Annotated in this window: 14 protein-coding genes; 3 read left to right on the top strand and 11 right to left on the bottom strand. The window is 66.0% G+C overall.

The genetic code is table 11. The annotated features are described in order from the left end of the window. Positions 1–189: 189 nt before the first annotated feature. From ACQPXM_RS24610 to ACQPXM_RS24630, 5 genes are all read right to left on the bottom strand, one after another. Positions 190–702, bottom strand: a complete 513-nt coding sequence (locus ACQPXM_RS24610; protein WP_432937209.1) for a DinB family protein — start codon at positions 700–702, stop codon at positions 190–192. 272 nt (positions 703–974) lie between these two features. Next, on the bottom strand, positions 975–1,133 hold the full coding sequence (locus tag ACQPXM_RS24615) for a hypothetical protein (RefSeq protein ID WP_432937212.1): 159 nt from the start codon (positions 1,131–1,133) through the stop codon (positions 975–977). 156 nt (positions 1,134–1,289) lie between these two features. Beyond that, on the bottom strand, positions 1,290–1,577 hold the full coding sequence (locus tag ACQPXM_RS24620; RefSeq protein ID WP_432937214.1) for a hypothetical protein: 288 nt from the start codon (positions 1,575–1,577) through the stop codon (positions 1,290–1,292). A gap of 82 nt (positions 1,578–1,659) precedes the next feature. Then, positions 1,660–1,911, bottom strand: coding sequence for a hypothetical protein (locus ACQPXM_RS24625; RefSeq protein ID WP_432937217.1), 252 nt, complete (start codon positions 1,909–1,911; stop codon positions 1,660–1,662). Between the two features lie 89 nt (positions 1,912–2,000). Further along, positions 2,001–2,444, bottom strand: coding sequence for a hypothetical protein (locus ACQPXM_RS24630; protein ID WP_432937219.1), 444 nt, complete (start codon positions 2,442–2,444; stop codon positions 2,001–2,003). A gap of 257 nt (positions 2,445–2,701) precedes the next feature. Here ACQPXM_RS24630 and ACQPXM_RS24635 point away from each other — a divergent pair, with 257 nt between their 5' ends. After that, positions 2,702–3,493: a hypothetical protein gene (locus tag ACQPXM_RS24635; RefSeq protein ID WP_432937222.1), complete on the top strand. Its 792-nt coding sequence runs from the start codon at positions 2,702–2,704 to the stop codon at positions 3,491–3,493. A 771-nt stretch (positions 3,494–4,264) separates the two neighbouring features. Here ACQPXM_RS24635 and ACQPXM_RS24640 read toward each other — a convergent pair. The 4 genes from ACQPXM_RS24640 to ACQPXM_RS24655 all read right to left on the bottom strand — a co-directional run bounded on the left by ACQPXM_RS24640 (position 4,265) and on the right by ACQPXM_RS24655 (position 8,909). Then, positions 4,265–4,843 carry a Bax inhibitor-1/YccA family protein gene (locus ACQPXM_RS24640; RefSeq protein ID WP_432937225.1) on the bottom strand — a complete coding sequence of 193 codons (579 nt, stop codon included), beginning with the start codon at positions 4,841–4,843 and terminating at the stop codon, positions 4,265–4,267. 314 nt (positions 4,844–5,157) lie between these two features. Beyond that, positions 5,158–6,135 (bottom strand): redoxin family protein, encoded by a 978-nt coding sequence (locus ACQPXM_RS24645; RefSeq protein WP_432937227.1) that lies wholly within the window; start codon positions 6,133–6,135, stop codon positions 5,158–5,160. Between the two features lie 83 nt (positions 6,136–6,218). Then, positions 6,219–7,529, bottom strand: coding sequence for an epoxide hydrolase family protein (locus ACQPXM_RS24650; RefSeq protein WP_432937229.1), 1,311 nt, complete (start codon positions 7,527–7,529; stop codon positions 6,219–6,221). Positions 7,530–7,703: 174 nt separating this feature from the next. Next, positions 7,704–8,909: an epoxide hydrolase family protein gene (locus ACQPXM_RS24655; RefSeq protein ID WP_432937232.1), complete on the bottom strand. Its 1,206-nt coding sequence runs from the start codon at positions 8,907–8,909 to the stop codon at positions 7,704–7,706. A gap of 229 nt (positions 8,910–9,138) precedes the next feature. Here ACQPXM_RS24655 and ACQPXM_RS24660 point away from each other — a divergent pair, with 229 nt between their 5' ends. Beyond that, a complete protein-coding gene (locus ACQPXM_RS24660) occupies positions 9,139–11,019 on the top strand; it encodes a glycoside hydrolase family 15 protein (RefSeq protein ID WP_432937235.1) in 1,881 nt (626 codons plus the stop codon). Here the strand turns inward: ACQPXM_RS24660 and ACQPXM_RS24665 are convergent. Both ACQPXM_RS24665 and ACQPXM_RS24670 read right to left on the bottom strand, forming a co-directional pair. Further along, positions 10,943–13,726, bottom strand: coding sequence for a helix-turn-helix transcriptional regulator (locus ACQPXM_RS24665; protein WP_432951075.1), 2,784 nt, complete (start codon positions 13,724–13,726; stop codon positions 10,943–10,945). The genes ACQPXM_RS24660 and ACQPXM_RS24665 overlap by 77 nt on opposite strands. A 159-nt stretch (positions 13,727–13,885) precedes the next feature. Then, positions 13,886–16,678: an ATP-binding protein gene (locus tag ACQPXM_RS24670; RefSeq protein ID WP_432937238.1), complete on the bottom strand. Its 2,793-nt coding sequence runs from the start codon at positions 16,676–16,678 to the stop codon at positions 13,886–13,888. A gap of 149 nt (positions 16,679–16,827) precedes the next feature. Between ACQPXM_RS24670 and ACQPXM_RS24675 the strand changes: the two genes are divergently transcribed. Then, positions 16,828–18,177, top strand: coding sequence for an epoxide hydrolase family protein (locus ACQPXM_RS24675; protein WP_432937241.1), 1,350 nt, complete (start codon positions 16,828–16,830; stop codon positions 18,175–18,177). Positions 18,178–18,418: the final 241 nt, after the last annotated feature.

Raw genomic sequence — 18,418 nt, forward strand, 5'->3', positions numbered from 1 at the left:
AGCGGCAGAAGACGCCCGGCACACCGGCCAGCGTTCCGCGCGGTCACTTGATGTGATCGGGCGATCTCGTAGCAGGAGCGATGTGTCGCGATGATCTCGATCTGTCAGCAGTCATCGCGTGGTGCGGTCGCCCGACATCCACAACTTCGGCAGTACGTCGAACACTCGCGTCTCGTCGGGGCCGCCGTGTCAATCACCTGTCGTGCCGTCGATCGCCTCTCGGATGATGTCGGCGTGACCGTTGTGCCGCGCGGTTTCCTGAACCATATGGACCAGGATCGCCCGCAAGTTGACTTCCGCGCCCCACGGCGTCGTGACCACGTCGTCGATCCCGCCGGCCGCCACGACGGCCCGGGCGCGCTCGCAGGTCCGCACGTACTGCCCGACCAACGCGTCGGTCGTCTCATCGGGACCGACGCGAAACTCCGCGTCTGGGTCATCGTCGATCGAGAACAGATCTGGCTCGGGCAACCGTCCGTAGATCTTGAGAAACCAGCCATGCTCCGTCGCGGCCAAATGCTTCACCAACCCCAGCAGGCTGAGTCCAGACGCCGTCATCGGCCGGCGCAGCAGTTCGTCATCGAGTCCTTCCAGCTTGCGAAGCAGGGTGGCGCGGTGGAAGTCGAGCTGCTGGGTCAGCGCCTCCCGCTCGTCAGCCAGACGATTCGGCATGGCCCGCTCCACAGGCGACGTGAAAACCATGTACCGACGATACGGTCGACGTCCGACAACACCTGCTGTCCGGCGTGCCCACCGCATAATAGGCGCCCGACAGACCGGTCTTCGCTCGCCGAAACGCGCACCAGTCATGACTCCTGTTACGGGTCGACTCGTCCCGGCCATCGACTTCCTTGCGGTCGGTAGTTAGTTGCCCACGGCACCATTACCCGTCTGGCCCCGCCGTAGCGAACATCACCCGACCACCCGAGCGCACTTTCCTGCACCGCAGTGGTGCCCGTGGGTCGGCCGCCGACCTACAACTCACGCTCGAAAACGTCGACCAAGGTGTCGACAACACGCCGCGCCTGCTCCTGCGAGTCCACGCGTTGCCATCGTGCGAGCGTATCGCCAATGGCCTCGACCAACGGCTCGTCCTCGTCGCGCCACGTCTCCAGGCGCTGAAGCAGTTCCACCTTCGCAGAGTGATCCATGGTCAGCATTCTCCGGCCGCCCAAGCCAACGTGCACCCATCTCCCGCAGACAGGAAGCGGGCGACCTACTAGAGCGGTTGGTCGTCGAGGGCGCTTGCCGACGAAGCGCAGAACGACCGGATCGCGCAAATCCCGACGTCAGGCGGAAGCGTTCGGTCCCTTCGCCAATCCGCCGACAAGTACCTCATCCGATCGGATTCCGCTCACCGACACCGGGCTCCAGCCGCTGCGATCCGCGGTCATCGAGATCAAGGGAAAGCCCACGCAGGTGGTCAGGCAGTCCTGTCCACTCTGCGTGGGGACCGACAGAGCATCGCCGACGCGGAGGTCGCCGTCCCCGGTCCGGAAGCCCAAGAGCGTGACGTCGCCTTCGAAGTCGTCGCCCAACACGACGGCGTCTCGAATCTCAATCAGGAAGCGGCCCACACGGCAGTCTAGGCGGGGTGGCGGCGCCATTTACACCTGCAAGTGCGGCTAGCGATCGGGCGCTGCGGCAGACTTCGATGGGCTACGCATCTCCGGACGCCTTCCTGGCGTCCATCTTTCGCCTCAGATCCGCATAGGCCTCTTCCGGCGAGGACCCTCCGCCTACCTCGTGGGCGTGCTCGGCCCAGAATCGAGCACAGAGGAGGTCGCCGGCATCCCAATCGTCGGGCAACCGGTCTGGGAGCTCGGCAAACGCAATCCAGTCCCCTGGCTCGTAGATGCCTCCGTAGCGGGAGCGGGTGATCGTCACTGGCCAGAGATCGTCCTTGCTCATGGTCACAGTGTGATGCCCGACGCGTTCATCCGGCGCGGTGCGCATAAGAACCTCGGCACGTGCGGATGAACGATGCCGTTGTCGCACGGCTAGTTGGACCGGCGGCGCTTCCGACTCGACCACCACAGCCGGACCGCGCCGGGCTCACTACGAGCATCCGGCGGCACGATGAACTTGGGCCGATTGAACAACCTCACGCTCAGGTCGACCAGCAGCATCACCACGAACGCCGTACCGAAGTAGACCGTGAGCCGGTCGGCGAATCGGCTCCCCTCGCCGGTGAGATATTCGGCGAAGAACGCCGCTATCAGTCCGAGTTCGAGCATCAGCAAGGCCAGCACCGCGGCGGGGATGGACCGCAGGAACCCGGCCCGGAACGCCTCGCCGAACGGCCACGACTTGGTCGTCTCCTCACGCTGGATATCGGCCTGCGACCGCCACAGCTTGGGCAACAGGGCGAGCGATACCAAGACCAACAGGCCGAGCAGCACGATCACGACGACCAACTCGATGTCGACGGTCCCCTTCCCCACCCTCGACCTCCCCACTCTTCAGCCCACGACGACAGGAACGTAGCCGTCTACGTATATCCCTCCGCAAGCGTCAGTCATCGGTGGCGGCGCCTCTTCGGGCGCCATTTCTGTCCTCACGACACTCCCGACTTCGTACGTCGTGCCGTCGGTCGAGAGCCGAATCCCTTCTATACCATGGAAAGACGGTTTACCAGCGGCTGTCAGCACTAAAAAGACGTTCGAGCGCAGTGGGACATTCGAGGGAGGAGTGCCGGACTTTGACTTCTGAGGCAGTGCCTGCGCGCCAGGAAGTGCTGGCGTCTGCCGAGATGTCGCTGCAGTTCCTCGAACCTCGTTCCGAATTCACACGTGAGGCGGCAGATGCTGTGAAATACCGTGGGCTTCCCGGGGACCATCTGCGGACGCGGTGGGATGACGAACCGGTTGTCGTGGTCACCAATCATCGCGATGCCTTCGGGACGGTGGAGTTGTCGTGGGCCACCGAGCCGATCCGTGAGGACTGGGTGCCCCGCCGTACCAGGGTGGTCTTCGACGATGTCGTGGAGTACCACTGGCGATTCTGGGATGTGGAGGAAAGCGGGGTACCGGAGGACTTCGGCCTCGAGTTGGGCGAACTCGAGGGGTCGGAGCGGGTGACAGCTCTGGTGAACCAGGGTTTCGATGACGATCTACGGCACTTTCGGATCTCGTTCGACGAGCACGGCAGGTACGACGTGATCTGCCGGACCATGCACATCGACTACGAGCCGGGGCGCGAGCTGTCGCCGGGAACAGATGATGCCCAGAGCAATCGTCCGGCGGGCTACTACCCGGCAGCGTACTCGTGCCCCTCCGATCAGCGGGTGCTGTTGATCGCGATCGTGGACGATCGACTCGTCCTCGAGTGCAAGTACTGCGGACGCATCTACGACACCCCGTCCGACCTCGACCACGTTCGCCGTCCTCGCCCCGGCAACGCTCCCCTGAGCCGGCCCGCCAGGCTGCAGGAGATCATCGACAACGGGTGGGCGCGATTCATCCGAGGCGACGGCAACTTCGCGCCGGACTGAGCAGCGAATGCACGACGGCAGCACCCGCAACGCGCTGGTGTTCGGCCGTCATGTTGCGGCGCGTGGTACCAGTTGACAGACCTGGCCTCTGATAGCTGCAGTCGACCACACCGGTCTCCCGATCGATTCCCACTCCAGATCACCGCCAGCGTCTCACCGATCCGCTCCCCCGTGGCCAGCATGAACCTGCTGATGTCGATGAGATCGGCTCTGACCGCGCGCTCGTCCTGCCTGAGCAACTCGAACCACTGCTGGCGATCGTCGGCGTCCAGGGCCTTCGCTGGCGGTCGTCGACGCTTGCGCAGCGGCTCGATTTCTCGCACCGGACTCTGCGTCAAGGAGCGGTACCGGACCGCAGGAGCGAACGTCCCCGTCAAGATGCTGATCGAGGGCCCATTTGCCGCTCTCGGTCAGCGACTGTCAGTTGGCCATCCGATGACAGAGTGGTCCGAGTTGGAGACCGTTGGAAGTTTCGGTGACCAGTGCGAGGTGACGATGTCGTCGCCACCCCTGGCAGTGGGTGGCGACCGAAACGCGCCAGTACTGCGATCGGGCGCCTCGCTGTGTGGCCAGACGCACCCGCCGAGCGAGTTGGGCGTCGCACTTGCCGCAGTGTGTCTGCGCTGTGTGTGCCTCGTACACCAACCGAATCAACCACAGGTCAAGGTCCGTCGGCTCCGCGGCCGGCGGGGTCCACTGTGGATCAGGCGACGTGAAAGCGGTGGCAATGGCAGGCCAGTGCATGCCGATCAGAAACCATTCCATGGTGATTCACGCCTGGTCTGGACGGGAGAAGATCTGCACGAAGAACAGGAAGACGTTCAGGATGTCGAGGAAGATGGACGCGGCCAGCAGCGGCGCCGATTCTGTGTCCGAGGAGCGTCGCAACCGCTGGAAGTCGAACAGCGTGAGGCCCGCGTAGATCACCAGGCCGAGAATGGAGTAGATCAGGGCGCCGTTCGGGATCTGCACGAAAATCAGCACGACGCCGAATCCGATCAGGCCGATGAGAGCCCAGGAACCAATGCGTGCGAGCGCTGACAAGTCCCGCTTCGTGGCGTAGCCGGCGCTGCCGAATCCGGCGATGAACAGGGCGGTCGCGCCGCCGGCCTGCCACAACACCTGCGGGTTCGTGCTCGCGTAGTGGGCGAGCGTCGGCGCGACAGCCAGCCCGATCAGCAAGCCGAAGGCACCGAGCAGCCCGATTGTCAGTTCGACGGACTTGCGCACCGCGAAGTGCATGCCGATCAGACATCCGAAGGCGGCGAGGAACGCGAGAATGCCGAGGCCGCCCGTGAGATCGCGGCCGAGGTAGGCGCCGAGCGCGAAGAGTCCGGCGGTGACAGCCACGTACTGCATGGTTTGCGCGAACAGCGTACGAGTCCGATCGCGGGTTGCCACCCCGACCGGTGGATAGGCGACTGACTCACTCATGATCGTTTCCTTTCGGCGGCTGCAACCACAGCATCGCGGCGCTGTCGATCTTTCGCGCCAGGGAGAGCCCCTGGCACCGCTTGCCCGGGGTGCGTTCAAGTCCAGACCAGTGGGTCGACCAGCGCGACCGACATTGCGCGAACAGAGAGGTCGACTCGACCGGAGGTTTCGACTGCGAGGTGGTACGGCGGACGGGCGCTGACGCTGAGTCGGAACGCCCGCCCGCCGGTCTAGCCGAAGGTCATCGCGTAGGCCTCAACCGCGGGATCGAGCAGGGTGAGCTCGAAGGTGCTGTCCCTGATCGGACCGGGTTGACGAACGAGCTGGTACAAGCGTTGTTCGGTCACCGTTCCGTAGCCCTGCTCGTCGACGTCGTTGCCGCGGGCCGGGCCTGGGGGCTGTCCGTCGATCTGCACCCGGAAACGCACGGGGCTTCCTGGTTGTGCTGGTCCCATCACCAGGTGGAGGTCGCGGGCATGGAAGCGGTAGACGATGTGCGCGTCGACCGCGTTCGACGTGGCGGCCTGGTCCGTCACGGTCCAGTTCCCCGACAGGGCCCATTGATTGAGTCCGAGGACCGGAGGAGTCCTGTAGTCGTGTGCCTCGTCCGGTTTGATGCCGCCCGGCGATGTGAAGCCCTGTGTCCGCACGTACCCCAGGTAGGTCTCCGGCGACCCCAGGCTGGCCCAATCCGCAGGCGACTCGACGCCCTGGGCATCAACTGCCACCAGCCCGGTGCTCCAACCGGCTTGACCTGCCTCGGAGAGCAGTTGCTGGATGACGTGCTCCGAACGTTCGTACTTGCCTTCGCCGAAGTGGCGCTGACGGAGGAGCCCATCAGCGTCTCCGAAATAGAGCGCGGGCCAGTACATGTTGCTGAACGCGTTCCACACCGCGTAGTTGCTGTCTATCGCTACGGGGTAGTCGATCCCCAGCTCGCGCACGGCACGGGCGACGTTGCCGACGTCGGCTTCGAAGCCGAACTCGGGCGTGTGTACGCCGACCACGAGCAGCCCGTGGTCGGAGTACTTCGAAGCCCACGCCCGCAGATAGGGGAGCTGGCGCAGCCAGTTGATGCAGGTGTAGGTCCAGAAATTGATCAGGACCACTCGTCCCTGCAAGGCGTCGCTTGTCAGTGGTTGGGAGTTGAGCCATCCGGTCGCATCACCCAGCGAAGGAAGCCGGCTCCGGGTGGTGGGCCGGATCACGGCCGAGGGACGGTCCTCGGGCAGGCTTGCTCGCGTTGTCATCGCATTGCCTCCTTCAGATTCCGTTGGACGGGCCGACGTGCCTAGCGCAGTGATCGGAAGCTTGTACGCAGTTCCTCGGAGAACAGTTGCGGCTGCTCCCAGGCGGCGAAGTGCCCGCCCTTGGCCACCTTGTTGTAGTGAAGAAGGTTGGGATACGCCTTCTCCGTCCAGCTGCGCGGGGCGTGGTAGATCTCGTCCGGGAAGACGGTGACGGCTACCGGGATCTTGATGCCCTTGACTCCCCAGAACGAGACCTTGTTCTCCCAGTACAGGCGGTTCGCCGACACCCCTGAGTTCGTCAGCCAGTAGTGGGTGAAGTTGTCGAGAACGTCGTCTCGAGTGACGCCGAAGCCGGACTGGCCGCTGAAGGTCCGGGAGATTTCTTCCAGACTCTTCGCGTCGTGGTCGAGCAGGAAGGTCGCCATGCCGACTGGAGAGTCTGCGAGTCCGCTCAGCGACTGAGGCCGATCGCCCAAGAGGAACGCGTACTGGACGTGCTTGTAGACGAAGGCGATCTGGTCGCAGGTGGCCTTCTCCTCGGCCGACAGATCGGACGGCAACGGGGCACCGGTGAAGATCGCGCGGTCGATCTCGGGCGGCACGACACCGGGAAAGTTGGTGTGGATGCCGGCGAGTTCCGCTGGTGCGTCCAGGGCCATCAGATCCACGACGACCGCGCCCCAGTCACCTCCCTGGGCCACGAACTTCCGGTAGCCCAGACGCCTCATCAGTTCGGTGTAAGCGCGGGCGATCCGGCCCGGACCCCAACCGGTGGTCGACGGCTTGCCGGAGTAGCCGTAACCCGGCATCGACGGAATGATGACGTGGAAGGCGTCCGAGGCCTGGCCGCCGTGCGCTGTCGGGTTGGTGAGCGGCTCGATGAGCTTCAACTGTTCGATGATCGACCCCGGCCAGCCGTGGCAGACGATCAGCGGCAGGGCGTCCTTGTGCGGCGAACGTACATGCACGAAATGGAAGTCCAGCCCGTCGATCTCGGTGAGGAAGTGTGGGTACGCATTGATTCGCGCCTCGCACTTGCGCCAGTCGTACTTCGTCGCCCAGTAGTGGGCCAGGGCCTGGCTGGTCGCGAGCTGTGTGCCCTGGCTCTGGTCATCGACAGTCTCCTTCTCGGGCCAGCGAGTGGCGAGCACTCGCCGGCGGAGATCGACCAGCTTGCGCTGCGGCTCGTGAATGCGGAACCGACGGATTCGTGGGTCTGCCGACTCACTGAAGCCCGGACGCGTGGCATTGGCCGACGACGTGGACAGCAAACCGGTGGCGCCCACGGCGGCCGCGGCGGCCGACAGGGACAGGAAGCCCCGGCGTGATGGCTGAGGAGCAATTTCGGACATGATGAACCTCTGAGATCGAATCGGACGAATCGGTGGAACAGATCCGGAGCGGACCTGACGTGACGGAGACGAAGCTGCGGCCCCGCGCGCGGTTCGGTTGCTGACAACAACGAGATGCGGCCACGGCGCTGGCTCTGGATCGCCGTGGCCGCCGGTGGATCGAAGAAGCTCGGGCTACCGCAGCGAGCGCAGACCCACGCGAACCTCGTTGACCCACAGCTCGGGTTGCTCCCAGGCAGCGAAGTGCCCGCCCTTGTCGAGCGTGTTGTAGTGAATGAGGTTCGGGTAGGCCTGCTCCGCCCACTTGCGCGGTGCCTGGTAGAGCTCGCCAGGGAAGACGCTCACCGCTACCGGGAGCGAGACGCCCTTCGGACCGAAGAAGGACAACTTGTTCTCCCAGTAGAGCCGTCCGGACGAGATCCCGGTGTTCGTCAACCAGAAGTGGGTGATGTTGTCGAGCACATCGTCTCGGCTCAGGCCCTCGGACTGACCGTCGAAGACCCGGGTGATCATGGCCAAACTGGTCGAGTCGTGGTCGAGCATCCAGCCGGCCAGGCCGACGGGCGAGTCGGCGATTCCGTACAGGGACTGCGGGTGGGTCGCCATCTCGAGTGCGTAGTAGACGTCGGTTGCCCAGAAGTCCCTCAGCTTCTCGTACAGGCGAGTTTCCTCGTCGTCGAGCCCAGCCGGCGGCGGGCTGCCCGACACGACCGCCGCTGAGACGTCGTCTCGAACGGCGCCGGGGAAGTTGGTGTGGATGCCGATCAGTCCCGCCGGTGCTTGTGCGCCCATCAGATCGACGACCTGCCCACCCCAGTCGCCGCCAGTGGCGACGAAGCGGTCGTATCCGAGGCGATTCATCAGCTGCGCCCAGGCACTCGCGATGTGCTCGGGGCCCCAGCCGGGGGCCGTGGGTTTGCCGGAGTAGCCATAACCGGGCATCGAGGGAACGACGACGTGGAAGGCGTCCGAGGCCTGTCCGCCGTGCGCTGTCGGGTTGGTCAGCGGCTCGATGATCTTCAGTTGCTCGACGATCGACCCTGGCCAGCCATGGCAGACCAGCAACGGCAGAGCGTCCTCGTGCGGCGACCGGATGTGGAGGAAGTGGATGTCCAGGTCATCGATCTCGGTCAGGAACTGGGGGTAGGAGTTGATCACCGCCTCGCACCTGCGCCAGTCGTAGGTCGTCGCCCAGTACTGTGCCAGCGCCTGGACCGTCGCCAGCGGTGTGCCCTGTGACAGGTCGTCGACGGTCTCCTTGTCCGGCCAACGGGTGGCCAGGACGCGGGCCCGCAGATCCGCGAGATCCGCCTCGGAAACCTCGATCTTGAAAGGCCGGATCGCGATGTCGCTGGCCGGCTTCTCGGCAGTGATAGCCATGTCGTCTCCTTTGGCGCGGGGCGGTGGGATGAGTGATGGCTCGAGCCTGGCGCTCGACGGCGGTTGTCGCCCCAGTGCGACTCCCTGGGTCCGGACACGGGGATGTGCCCATCCCCGTGTCCCCGGTGCCGGTCCCGTGGTGCGCACCAGTGCCTCGCCCGGGCGCGATCGTGCACCCCTGGCGCCGATCGTGGAGACCTGATGCACAACCCGGAGCAAGGGGAAGACGATGACTCGACGCATCGAGGACTACGCCCTGATCGGTGATTTGCGGACAGCGGCCTTGGTCAGCATCGACGGGGAGATCGATTGGCTCTGTTTGCCGCGTTTCGATTCGCCGGCTGTCTGCTCAGCCCTTCTCGGCGACGCGCGGCACGGTCGATGGAGCCTCGCCCCCACCGGTCAGGCGAACTCTGTACGACGTCGCTATCGCCCGGGCACTCTCGTTCTGGAAACCCGGTGGACGAGCGCGGGGGGCACAGTCCGCGTCACCGATCTGATGGTTCCCGAGTCTCCTGGGTCGATGGTGGTGCGGATCGTGGAGGGGCTGGCCGGCACAGTTCGGATGCATACCCAGCTCGCGCCACGGATGGGCTACGGCAGGCACACGCCTTCCATGTACGCCACAGACCGGCACCTGGTGGCGACCGCCGGACCTGACGAATTGTGGCTGGAGACCGATGTCGACCTGACCACCGCCGAGGCTTCCTGGAGCGGCGACTTCACCGTCGCGGCAGGCGAGCGGATGACGTTCGTGCTGAGCTACTCCGCTGCAGGTGTAGCTCACGAACCGAACCCTCCGGCTGATGCCGCCCTGGCGGCAACCGTCGCGTTCTGGACCGAGTGGGTAGGACGATCGACGTACACCGGCCCGTGGGAGGCTGAGGTCACACAGTCGCTGATCGTGCTCAAGGCCCTGACGTACGCGCCGACCGGCAGCATCCTGGCCGCAGCGACCACGTCACTGCCCGAGCAGCTCGGTGGGTCCCGCAATTGGGACTACCGCTTTTCCTGGCTGCGCGATGCCACCTTCACCCTGCAGGCCTTTCTCGCCACTGGCTACCGCGAGGAAGCCGCGGCCTGGCGCGACTGGCTGATCCGCACGGCCGGCGACAATCCCTGCGGCCTGCAGATCATGTACGCCGTTGACGGCGCCACCGAACTCCCCGAACAGACACTTGACTGGCTCCCCGGACACGGGGACTCGACTCCCGTCCGGGTGGGGAACGCGGCTGCAAATCAGAAACAAAACGATGTCTGGGGCGAGGTTTGCGACACTCTCTTCGCAGCCCGTGCCGCCGGCCTACCGGACGCCGCCGGGCAGGAGAAGCTCGAACGCGTTCTACTCGACAACATCGAAGCCCATTGGGACGACCCTGATCATGGACTCTGGGAGGTCCGGGGGCCCAGGCGCCACTTCGTTCACTCCAAACTCCTGGCCTGGGTCGGTCTCGACCGGGCCATCCGAAGCCATCAGCACGACAAGGATCCGCCGCAGCTCGATCGGCTCCGGGTCCTGCGCCGGACGATCGCAGGCGAGATCGCCGAGCGTGGCTTCCATGCTGGTCGCAAGGCGTTCACCCAGTCCTACGGCTCCGACAGGCTGGATGCGTCCGTCCTGCTGATCCCTCGCTACGGCTTCCTCCCGTGGGACGACGAGCGCATGATCACCACGGTCGACGCGATCCAGCGAGACCTCACCGATCACGGCCTCGTCCTCCGGTACGCCGTCACGGAAGGCCGCGCCAACGTCGACGGCGTTCCCGGTAGCGAAGGCAGCTTCCTGGCCACCTCTTTCTGGCTCGCAGATGCGCTCCACGGCATCGGTCGCACCGACGAGGCGATCGACCTGTTCGAACGCCTCCTCTCCCTGCGCAACGATGTGGGCCTCCTCAGCGAGGAGTACGACCCGGCTACCGGTCAGCATCTCGGAAATACTCCGCAAGCCTTCAGCCACGCGAGCCTCATCACCACCGCCCTCACCCTCGGCGCCGCGAATGCTTCGGCCGATGTGTGGGCCGGGAGCCGTCAGCTCAGGCCGGAGCAGTTGGCTGACGGTGAGCCATCGCGTTGGGCAGTTGCCGGCGCGAACGGATCCCGAGCTTGTTGAAGACATTGCGTAGATGCCACTCGACCGTCCGCGGGCTCACGAAAAGGCGCGCTCCGATCTCCGGGTTCGACATGCCGTCGCGAGCCAGCGCGGCGATCTGCCGCTCCTGCGCCGTCAGGTCGTCGCGAGCCTCCACCGCCCACTTACGCACCTTCTCACCGGTCGCCTGGAGTTCGGTCCGTGCGCGTTCGGCAAACGCCTCCATCCCCATGGTGCCGAGCATCTCGTGCGCGGTGCGGAGTTGCTGACGTGCCTCGGCCTGCCGATCCGCGTGCCGCAGCCATTCACCGTAGAGGAGGTGGGCGCGGGCGAGATCAGGACGCAGCGGCGTACGACCCAAGCGGTCGATCGCTTCGCGATAGTGCGCCGCCGCACCTTCTCCGTCGCTCAGCAGCGCCCGGGAACGCGCCTCGATTCCGAGGGCTGCGTCGGTTCCGCAGGGTCGTGTCGTCTTCGCCAACCGATCGAGCGCATCCCGGGCGAGGCCGGCGTCACGTCCCCGCGCCGCGGCTTCGACCAGTTCCGGCAGCACCCACATGAACGTCACGGGATTGAGTACCTCCGAGGCCGCCTGTAGTGCCGCTGCGGCTGCCTCTTCGTAGCGAGCCAAACCGTTGAACAAAACAGCGGCGGCCCAATTCGCCCACACCGTCGCCATCCCCTGCCCGCTGACAACAGCCAGCTCGAGCGCGCCGGCGATCAACGGAGCAGCGACGGTTTCCCTTCCCTGCAATGCCGTCAGCCTGAGCAAGGTGTACGGCGCGATGGGACTGCCGATCGCCGCGGCGACACTGTCGACCTCCGAGATGAGTGCGGCGGTCCCTGCGAAATCGCCCATCAACGGCAGCGCGATGCCTTGCTGGGAAAGGTACAGCGGCAACTGAGCCAACGCGCCTGAATCTCGGACAAGTTCGACCTGCCGGATGGAGATCGCGTGGAGGCACTCGAAGTCGAACACGATGGTGCTCGCGGTGGTCGCCATCCAGCCCCAGCGCAGTACGTCGCCGACCGGTAGGCCAGTGAGAACCTGGGCGGCATGCTGCAGCGTGGTCGCCGCCGCAGCGTGACCGCCGGTGCTCAGGAGCGCGAGACCGTCGAGCAACAATTCGAGCGGGCGAGGCTCCCCGTGCGACGGTGGCAGGGCTTGAACGGCGCGACAAACCTCCAGGCGAAGGTCGACTCCGGAGACCTCTCCAGCCATCCCGGTCGAGCCCCAGGCCATGAGGTAGGTCTCGCGCGCGAGGTCCAGGTCGTACGGCTCGAGTCGGCGCGCCGCTTTCAGCAGCAAGGGCGGTGCCGCGCTGCCAAGGCCCGAAGCAAACGCAATGTGACCGCGCAGCAGATCGCCTCGGGCGCTTTGGAACTCGTCCAGATCCGCTGTTTCCGTGCTGGCCAGCAGTCCTAGGGCGCCGTCGAAGTCACCCGCCTGAAAGGTCGCCTCGGCGGCGGCGATCGCTCTGTCCGCCCTCTGATCCTGCTCACCGGTCAGGGCAAGCGCTCTTCGCAGGAAGGCCGCGTTCGCGGCGAGCCCACCCCGCGCCTGCGCCCGTCCGGCCGATCGTTCCAGTTCCAGGGCAACCTCTTCGTCCGGTCCGGCGGTGGCAGCGGCCAGGTGCCAGGCGCGTCGATCGGGGTCGATCTCCCGATCGGTCGCCTCCGCCAGGGCCAGGTGGACAGCGCGGCGCTCCCCCGCTGTTGCTGCGCCGTACACGGCCGAACGGACCAATGGATGCCGGAAGGTGACCTGCTCACCTATTGCCAGCAACCGCTGGGTTTCTCCGCCTCCCGCGGCGGACGGGCCGATGCCAAGGCGTCTGGCCGCGCGCCAGAGCAGCAACGGGTCGCCCATCGGTTCGGCCGCCGCAACCAGCAGCAGCCGTCGCGAGTCCTCGGTGAGCGAATCGAGTCTCCGGACGAAGGCCTCCTCGATCCGCCCTGTCAGTGCCTGGGCCTCCACCAAGCCGAATCCGCCCGCGAGCTGGGTCGATGTCAGGCCCTGCGGCAGCTCGAGCAGCGCCAGCGGGTTCCCCCGGGTCTCAGCGAGGATCCGTTCCCGGACCCGTTCATCCAGCACGAATCGCACGGCCGACCTCAGCAAGATCCGCGCGTCGTCGCTGGACAGGCCCGTCACCTCCAGCGCTGGGACATTCCGGAGGTGCTCGCCCGGGTCACGCGCGGCGAAGACGATTCCGACCTGCTCGGCCAGCAAGCGTCGGGTCACGAAGGCAAGGGTCTGGGCCGATGCCTGGTCGAGCCACTGAGCATCATCGATGACGCAGAGCACTGGTCGCTGCTCGGCGGCTTCGGACAGCAGACTGAGAACGGCCAGACCAACCAGGAAGCGATCCGGTGGAGGCCCTTCGCTCAGACCGAACACGATCCCCAGCGCGTCCCGTTGGGGAGCGGGAATCTTGTCCAGCCGTTGGAGCAAGGGTGCACACAGTTGATGGAGGCTCGCATAGGCCAGCTCCATCTCCGATTCCACTCCCGCCGCCTGCACGACGGTCAACTCCGACGACGCGGACGCGGACGCGGACGCGAGAAGGTACTGCAGCAGTGCGGTCTTCCCGATCCCGGCCTCGCCGCGCAATACCAGTGAGCGACTCTCTCCCCCACGAATCGTCGAGACCACGTCGTCCAGTAGCCCGCACTCCCGATTCCGACCGAGCAGACCACGGCCGGAAACCGAACCGGTAAACCCTTCCATCGTCAACGACCTCCTGGTGATTCACAGACATCAGCGTTCATGACCGGACGCGGGCGACCGTCGCCGTCGTGTGCCACCTCGGAGGCCGCTCCCCTGGGATGCGGCGTCGGCCCCGGCTACTGCCGCCCACCGGATGACTTCCAGTGGCCGGCCGATGACTCAACCCCCGGCGATCGCGCCGAGCTGATCGACGGACGGATGTCGCCTCAACTGGCGCCGGGTGGTGACTCCGAGCTTGGTGAAGACTTTGCGGAGGTGCCACTCGACGGTACGCCGGCTCAGGTAGACGGCCGCGGCGATCTCAGGATTACTGAGGCCCTCGGCAGCCAACCGGGCGATTCGGGCTTCTTGATCGGTCAGGTCCTGCTGGGTCTCGACGGTGCGTTTGCGGACCGTCTCGCCGGTTGCGGCCAGTTCGCGACGGGCGCGTTCGGCGAAAGCTTCGACACCCATCACGCCGAACGACTCGTGGGCCGTTCGTAGCTGGCTCCTCGCGTCGGCCCGGCGATTCCGTCGCCGCAGCCATTCGCCGTACAGCAGACGTGCTCGAGCCAGCTCGACGGGGATTCTGGTACTGCCCAACCTGTCGAGTGCCTCCTGATAAAGCTCCTCGGCCTCGTCACCGTCGCGCAGTAGCGCCCCCCTGGCGGCCGCGACTCCGAGCGCGAAGTCGGTACCGCTCGCGCTGGTCATCTCCGAGAGAAGCTCGAACGCGCCGGTCGCGATGTCGGCACGACCGCTGCGCGCCCCGGCCTCGACCAACTCGGCGATCGCCCACTTCGTGGGGCCGAGCTCCAGCGGTTCGATCGTCGCCTCCTGGGCGGCGACCAGGGCGTCGTCGTACCGGCCCAGACCGTTGCACAGAACGGCGCGTGCGGCGTACATCATGCTCAGCCCGACACCCTGGCCTCTGTCGGTCGCGTCGTTGATGGTTTCCTGAATCAGCTGCTCGGCTTGCTTCTCGTGGCCACGCATCGCGGCAAGCCAGGCCGCGGGGATCGCCGTCAGGGTGTTCTCGCCACCGGTCACCTCCGCTATCCAGTTGCTCTCGGCGACCAGAGATGCCGCGGTGGCCAGGTTCCCGCTGTGGATGTCGAAGATCGCGCGACTTGCCAGAGCCAGTGGAAGCAGGCTGAGAGCTCCGGCCTTGCGAACGACGTCCAGATGCCGCTGGCTCAGGAGGTCCCAGTGCACGTCATCCCACAGATCGACAGCTGCGACCGCTGCCACCCAGGCGCTCCTGAACGCCTCTTCCAGGGTCAGTTCTTCGCTCCCGAAAGCCTGGATCGCCCGTTGCAGTGTGCCCGCCGACGCCGCATAGCCGTCGGTATAGAGGATGGCCATTCCCTCGAGTAGCAGGTCGGCCTTGCTCGGCGCTTCGGACGCCGGCGCTGCCCGAGCTGCCTCCGCCACCTGCCGCATGCCGGGCCCAGGCCCGGGTGCCAGCCGCCCGGCGAACAATGCCGCGGACAGCGCGTCCAAGTAGGTTCCTCGCGCGATGACGCCGTCCAGAGGTTCGAACCGTTTGGCAGCCGCGAGCATCAGCGGCAAGGCCTGATTGCCGTGGATGGAGTTGTACGAGATGTGCGCCCGAACAAGATCGACGTGCGCCAGCTCGACCTCGGCCAAAGGCCCGGACTGGGCGAATGCCAACAGGTTGTAGGCGTCTTCGAATGAGCCGGCACCCGCTTTGGCCTGCGCCGCGGCAAGTGAGCGTCGAGCCCGTCGCGCGGAGTCGGGGGTCAACGATGCCGCGGTCTCGAGGAAGGCAGCGGCAGCCGACAGACCACCCAAGGACACTGCACGATCTGCTGACCGCTCGAGTTCGGCCGCGATCATCTCGTCTGGGCCCAAAGCCGCGCACGCACGGTGCCACGCGTGGCGATCGGGACTGGACTCAGCATCCGTGGCATCGGCCAACGCCTGGTGTACCTCTCGCCGTTCCGCGGGCGTGGCCGACTGGTAGACGGCCGAACGAACCAGCGGATGCCGAAATCGGACCCGGTCCCCGAACTCGATCAAGCCGACGGCTTCCGCGGTCGCCGATGCCTCGCCTTTGATACGTAATCGCTCGGCCGCTCGCCACAGCAGGACAACGTCGCCTACCGGCTCAGCGGCTGCGACCAGGAGCAGCTGTCGTGCCTGCTGCGGCAGTGTCGCCAACTGCCGGAGGAACCCCTGCTCGAGCCGATTGGCCAACGGAGCGGCGCTGCGCGCCGCCACCGCCGTACCGAACGCCAACTCCGATGGGGTCAGCACTCGAGGGAGCTCGAGCAAGGCCAGCGGATTGCCATCGGATTCGGCAAGGATGCGATCTCGTACCTTCGGATCGAGTCTCCCGGCAACAGCAGACTCGAGCAGGGCTGCCGCGTCCTCAGTTCCCAACCCGTGCAGCTGAAGCTCCGGAAGTCCTTCCAACTTGCGGTCCTGACCGGAGTTCCGTACTGCGAAGACCAGGACCAGCGGCTCGGCATCGAGCCGGCGAGCCACAAACTCCAATGCCAGGGCGGACGCCTGGTCCAGCCACTGTGCGTCGTCGATCACGCAGATCAGGGGCTGCTCCTCGGCAACTCCGCTCAGCAAGGTCAGTGCCGCCAAACCGACCAGAAAGCGGTCTGGAGCACAACCGGCTCGCATTCCGAACGCGGTACTCAGTGCATCGCATTGCGGGGCTGGAAGGCTGCCGATGCGATCCAGATACGGGCCGCACAGTTGATGCATACCGGCGTACGGCAGCTCCAGCTCGGACTCCACCCCCGCCGCTCGACCGAGCTGGCATCCGCCCGCGTTGTCGATCAGGAACTCGAGCAGGGCGGTCTTTCCGATACCTGCCTCACCACGCAGGACCAGGACCTGACTGCGGTCGGCATGCGCTGAAGCCACCAGCCCGCTCAGCACCTTGCACTCTTTCTGCCGCCCGCGCAGCCCGGCCCAGTGAACGCTGTTGGACATGCCAACCAACCCACCCCGCACGCCTCTGCCAAAGGCCCGGGCGCGGCGCGTGGGCGCCGGGGTCAACCGCTCAGCAGTCTTGCACCGGCATGGTGCACCGGCAAGGAGCTGGTCGAACTGGCTGTCATCCAATTCGACGCCCTGTCTGGATGATGGCGCGTCGACAGTGCACGAGACACAGATTGAAAGCCAGGCTCAATCCCCGGGTGCAGACCCAGGGTTCTCTACCGGCGCGCCATGCCCGCGAGCCGAACCAGACTCTGTGGCGTCCACAAGTTGTCGTCTCCACCGAAGAGGATCCCATGACCATCACGACCGACACAGCGGTGCGACCGTTCACGATCGAGATTCCGGAGGCGGACCTCGCAGACCTGCGTGCCCGCATCACTGCCACGCGCTGGCCCGACAAGGAAACCGTCAACGATGCGTCCCAGGGCGTGCAACTGGCGACGATGCAGGCGCTCGCGCGCTACTGGGAGACCGAGTACGACTGGCGCAAGTGCGAGGCCAAGCTCAACTCGGTGCCCAACTTCATCACCGAGATCGACGGGCTGGACATCCACTTCGTCCACGTCCGCTCGAAGCACGAGGACGCACTGCCGGTCGTCGTCTGCCACGGCTGGCCGGGCTCGGTGATCGAGCAGCTGAAGATCGTCGACCTGCTCACCGACCCGACGGCGCACGGCGGCAGCGCGTCGGATGCCTTCCACGTGGTGATTCCGAACATGCCGGGCTACGGATTCTCTGGCAAGCCGACCGAAACCGGCTGGGACATGGCCCACATCGGCCACGCCTGGGTGGAGCTGATGAAGCGCCTCGGCTACCGGCAGTTCGTGGCGGCGGGCGGCGACTGGGGAGGCATCCTCGTCGATGTGATGGCCGCCGGTGACGCCCCCGCGGAACTGATCGGGATCCACAGCACGTTCCCCGGCGTCTTTCCGGCCGCCATCGAGAAGGCGATCCAATCCCACGCCGAGCTGCCGTCCGACCTCTCAGCCGACGAGCGACGCGCGGTCGATACGCTGACGACCGCCTACGGGTACGTCGGCCAGGCCGAGATGGCTTGGCACCCGCAGACACTCTTCGGACTGGCTGACTCACCCGTCGCCCTGGCGGCCTGGCTGGTCGACCACGACCCGATCAGCTACGCGTCCCTGATCGCCCCCGCCTTCGTCGAGGGGCGCGAAGGGGGCCTGACGCGTGACGACGTGCTCGACAACATCACCATGTTCTGGCTGACGAACACCGGGGTCTCCGCGTCCCGCATCTACTGGGAAGACCCGCCCGGCGCCGGCGTCAGGAACGTCACCATTCCAGTCGCCGTCAGCGTCTTCCCCGACGACGTCATCTACTCACCGCGCAGCTGGGCCGAGCAGGCGTACCCCAACCTCATTCACTACAACGAGCTCGACAAGGGCGGGCACTTCGCCGCTTGGGAGGTCCCTGACCTGTATGCCTCCGAGCTCCGCGACGGGCTCCGGTCGCTGCGCAAGGCATGACCCTGTACGAACCAGTGCGCCTGCCCTCGATCGTCGACGGGATGAGCGGCTCAAACTCCGAGCCACTCGTCCCGTCGAGTCCAACGCCGGACTCTTGGACAAGCCGGGAATGGGCTGACAGCAGTTCGCCCAGGGCATCACGCTGGGCCATCTTCGCTAGGGGGATGTAGCAACCGCCCGACCACAGTCTCCGGTCGACCGCTGAATCGGACACCCGGAACCCGGCGACACGACCCGCGTG

It is taken from the genome of Kribbella sp. CA-253562 (assembly GCF_050942265.1).
In the GTDB taxonomy this organism is placed as follows: Bacteria; Actinomycetota; Actinomycetes; order Propionibacteriales; family Kribbellaceae; genus Kribbella.

Coding starts and splice junctions, on each gene's coding strand:
- ACQPXM_RS24610 (WP_432937209.1), bottom strand. CDS start 702: ATGGTTTTCACGTCGCCTGTGGAGCGGGCCATGCCGAATCGTCTGGCT.
- ACQPXM_RS24625 (WP_432937217.1), bottom strand. CDS start 1,911: ATGAGCAAGGACGATCTCTGGCCAGTGACGATCACCCGCTCCCGCTAC.
- ACQPXM_RS24650 (WP_432937229.1), bottom strand. CDS start 7,529: ATGTCCGAAATTGCTCCTCAGCCATCACGCCGGGGCTTCCTGTCCCTG.
- ACQPXM_RS24655 (WP_432937232.1), bottom strand. CDS start 8,909: ATGGCTATCACTGCCGAGAAGCCGGCCAGCGACATCGCGATCCGGCCT.
- ACQPXM_RS24660 (WP_432937235.1), top strand. CDS start 9,139: ATGACTCGACGCATCGAGGACTACGCCCTGATCGGTGATTTGCGGACA.
- ACQPXM_RS24665 (WP_432951075.1), bottom strand. CDS start 13,726: ATGGAAGGGTTTACCGGTTCGGTTTCCGGCCGTGGTCTGCTCGGTCGG.
- ACQPXM_RS24670 (WP_432937238.1), bottom strand. CDS start 16,678: ATGTCCAACAGCGTTCACTGGGCCGGGCTGCGCGGGCGGCAGAAAGAG.
- ACQPXM_RS24675 (WP_432937241.1), top strand. CDS start 16,828: ATGATGGCGCGTCGACAGTGCACGAGACACAGATTGAAAGCCAGGCTC.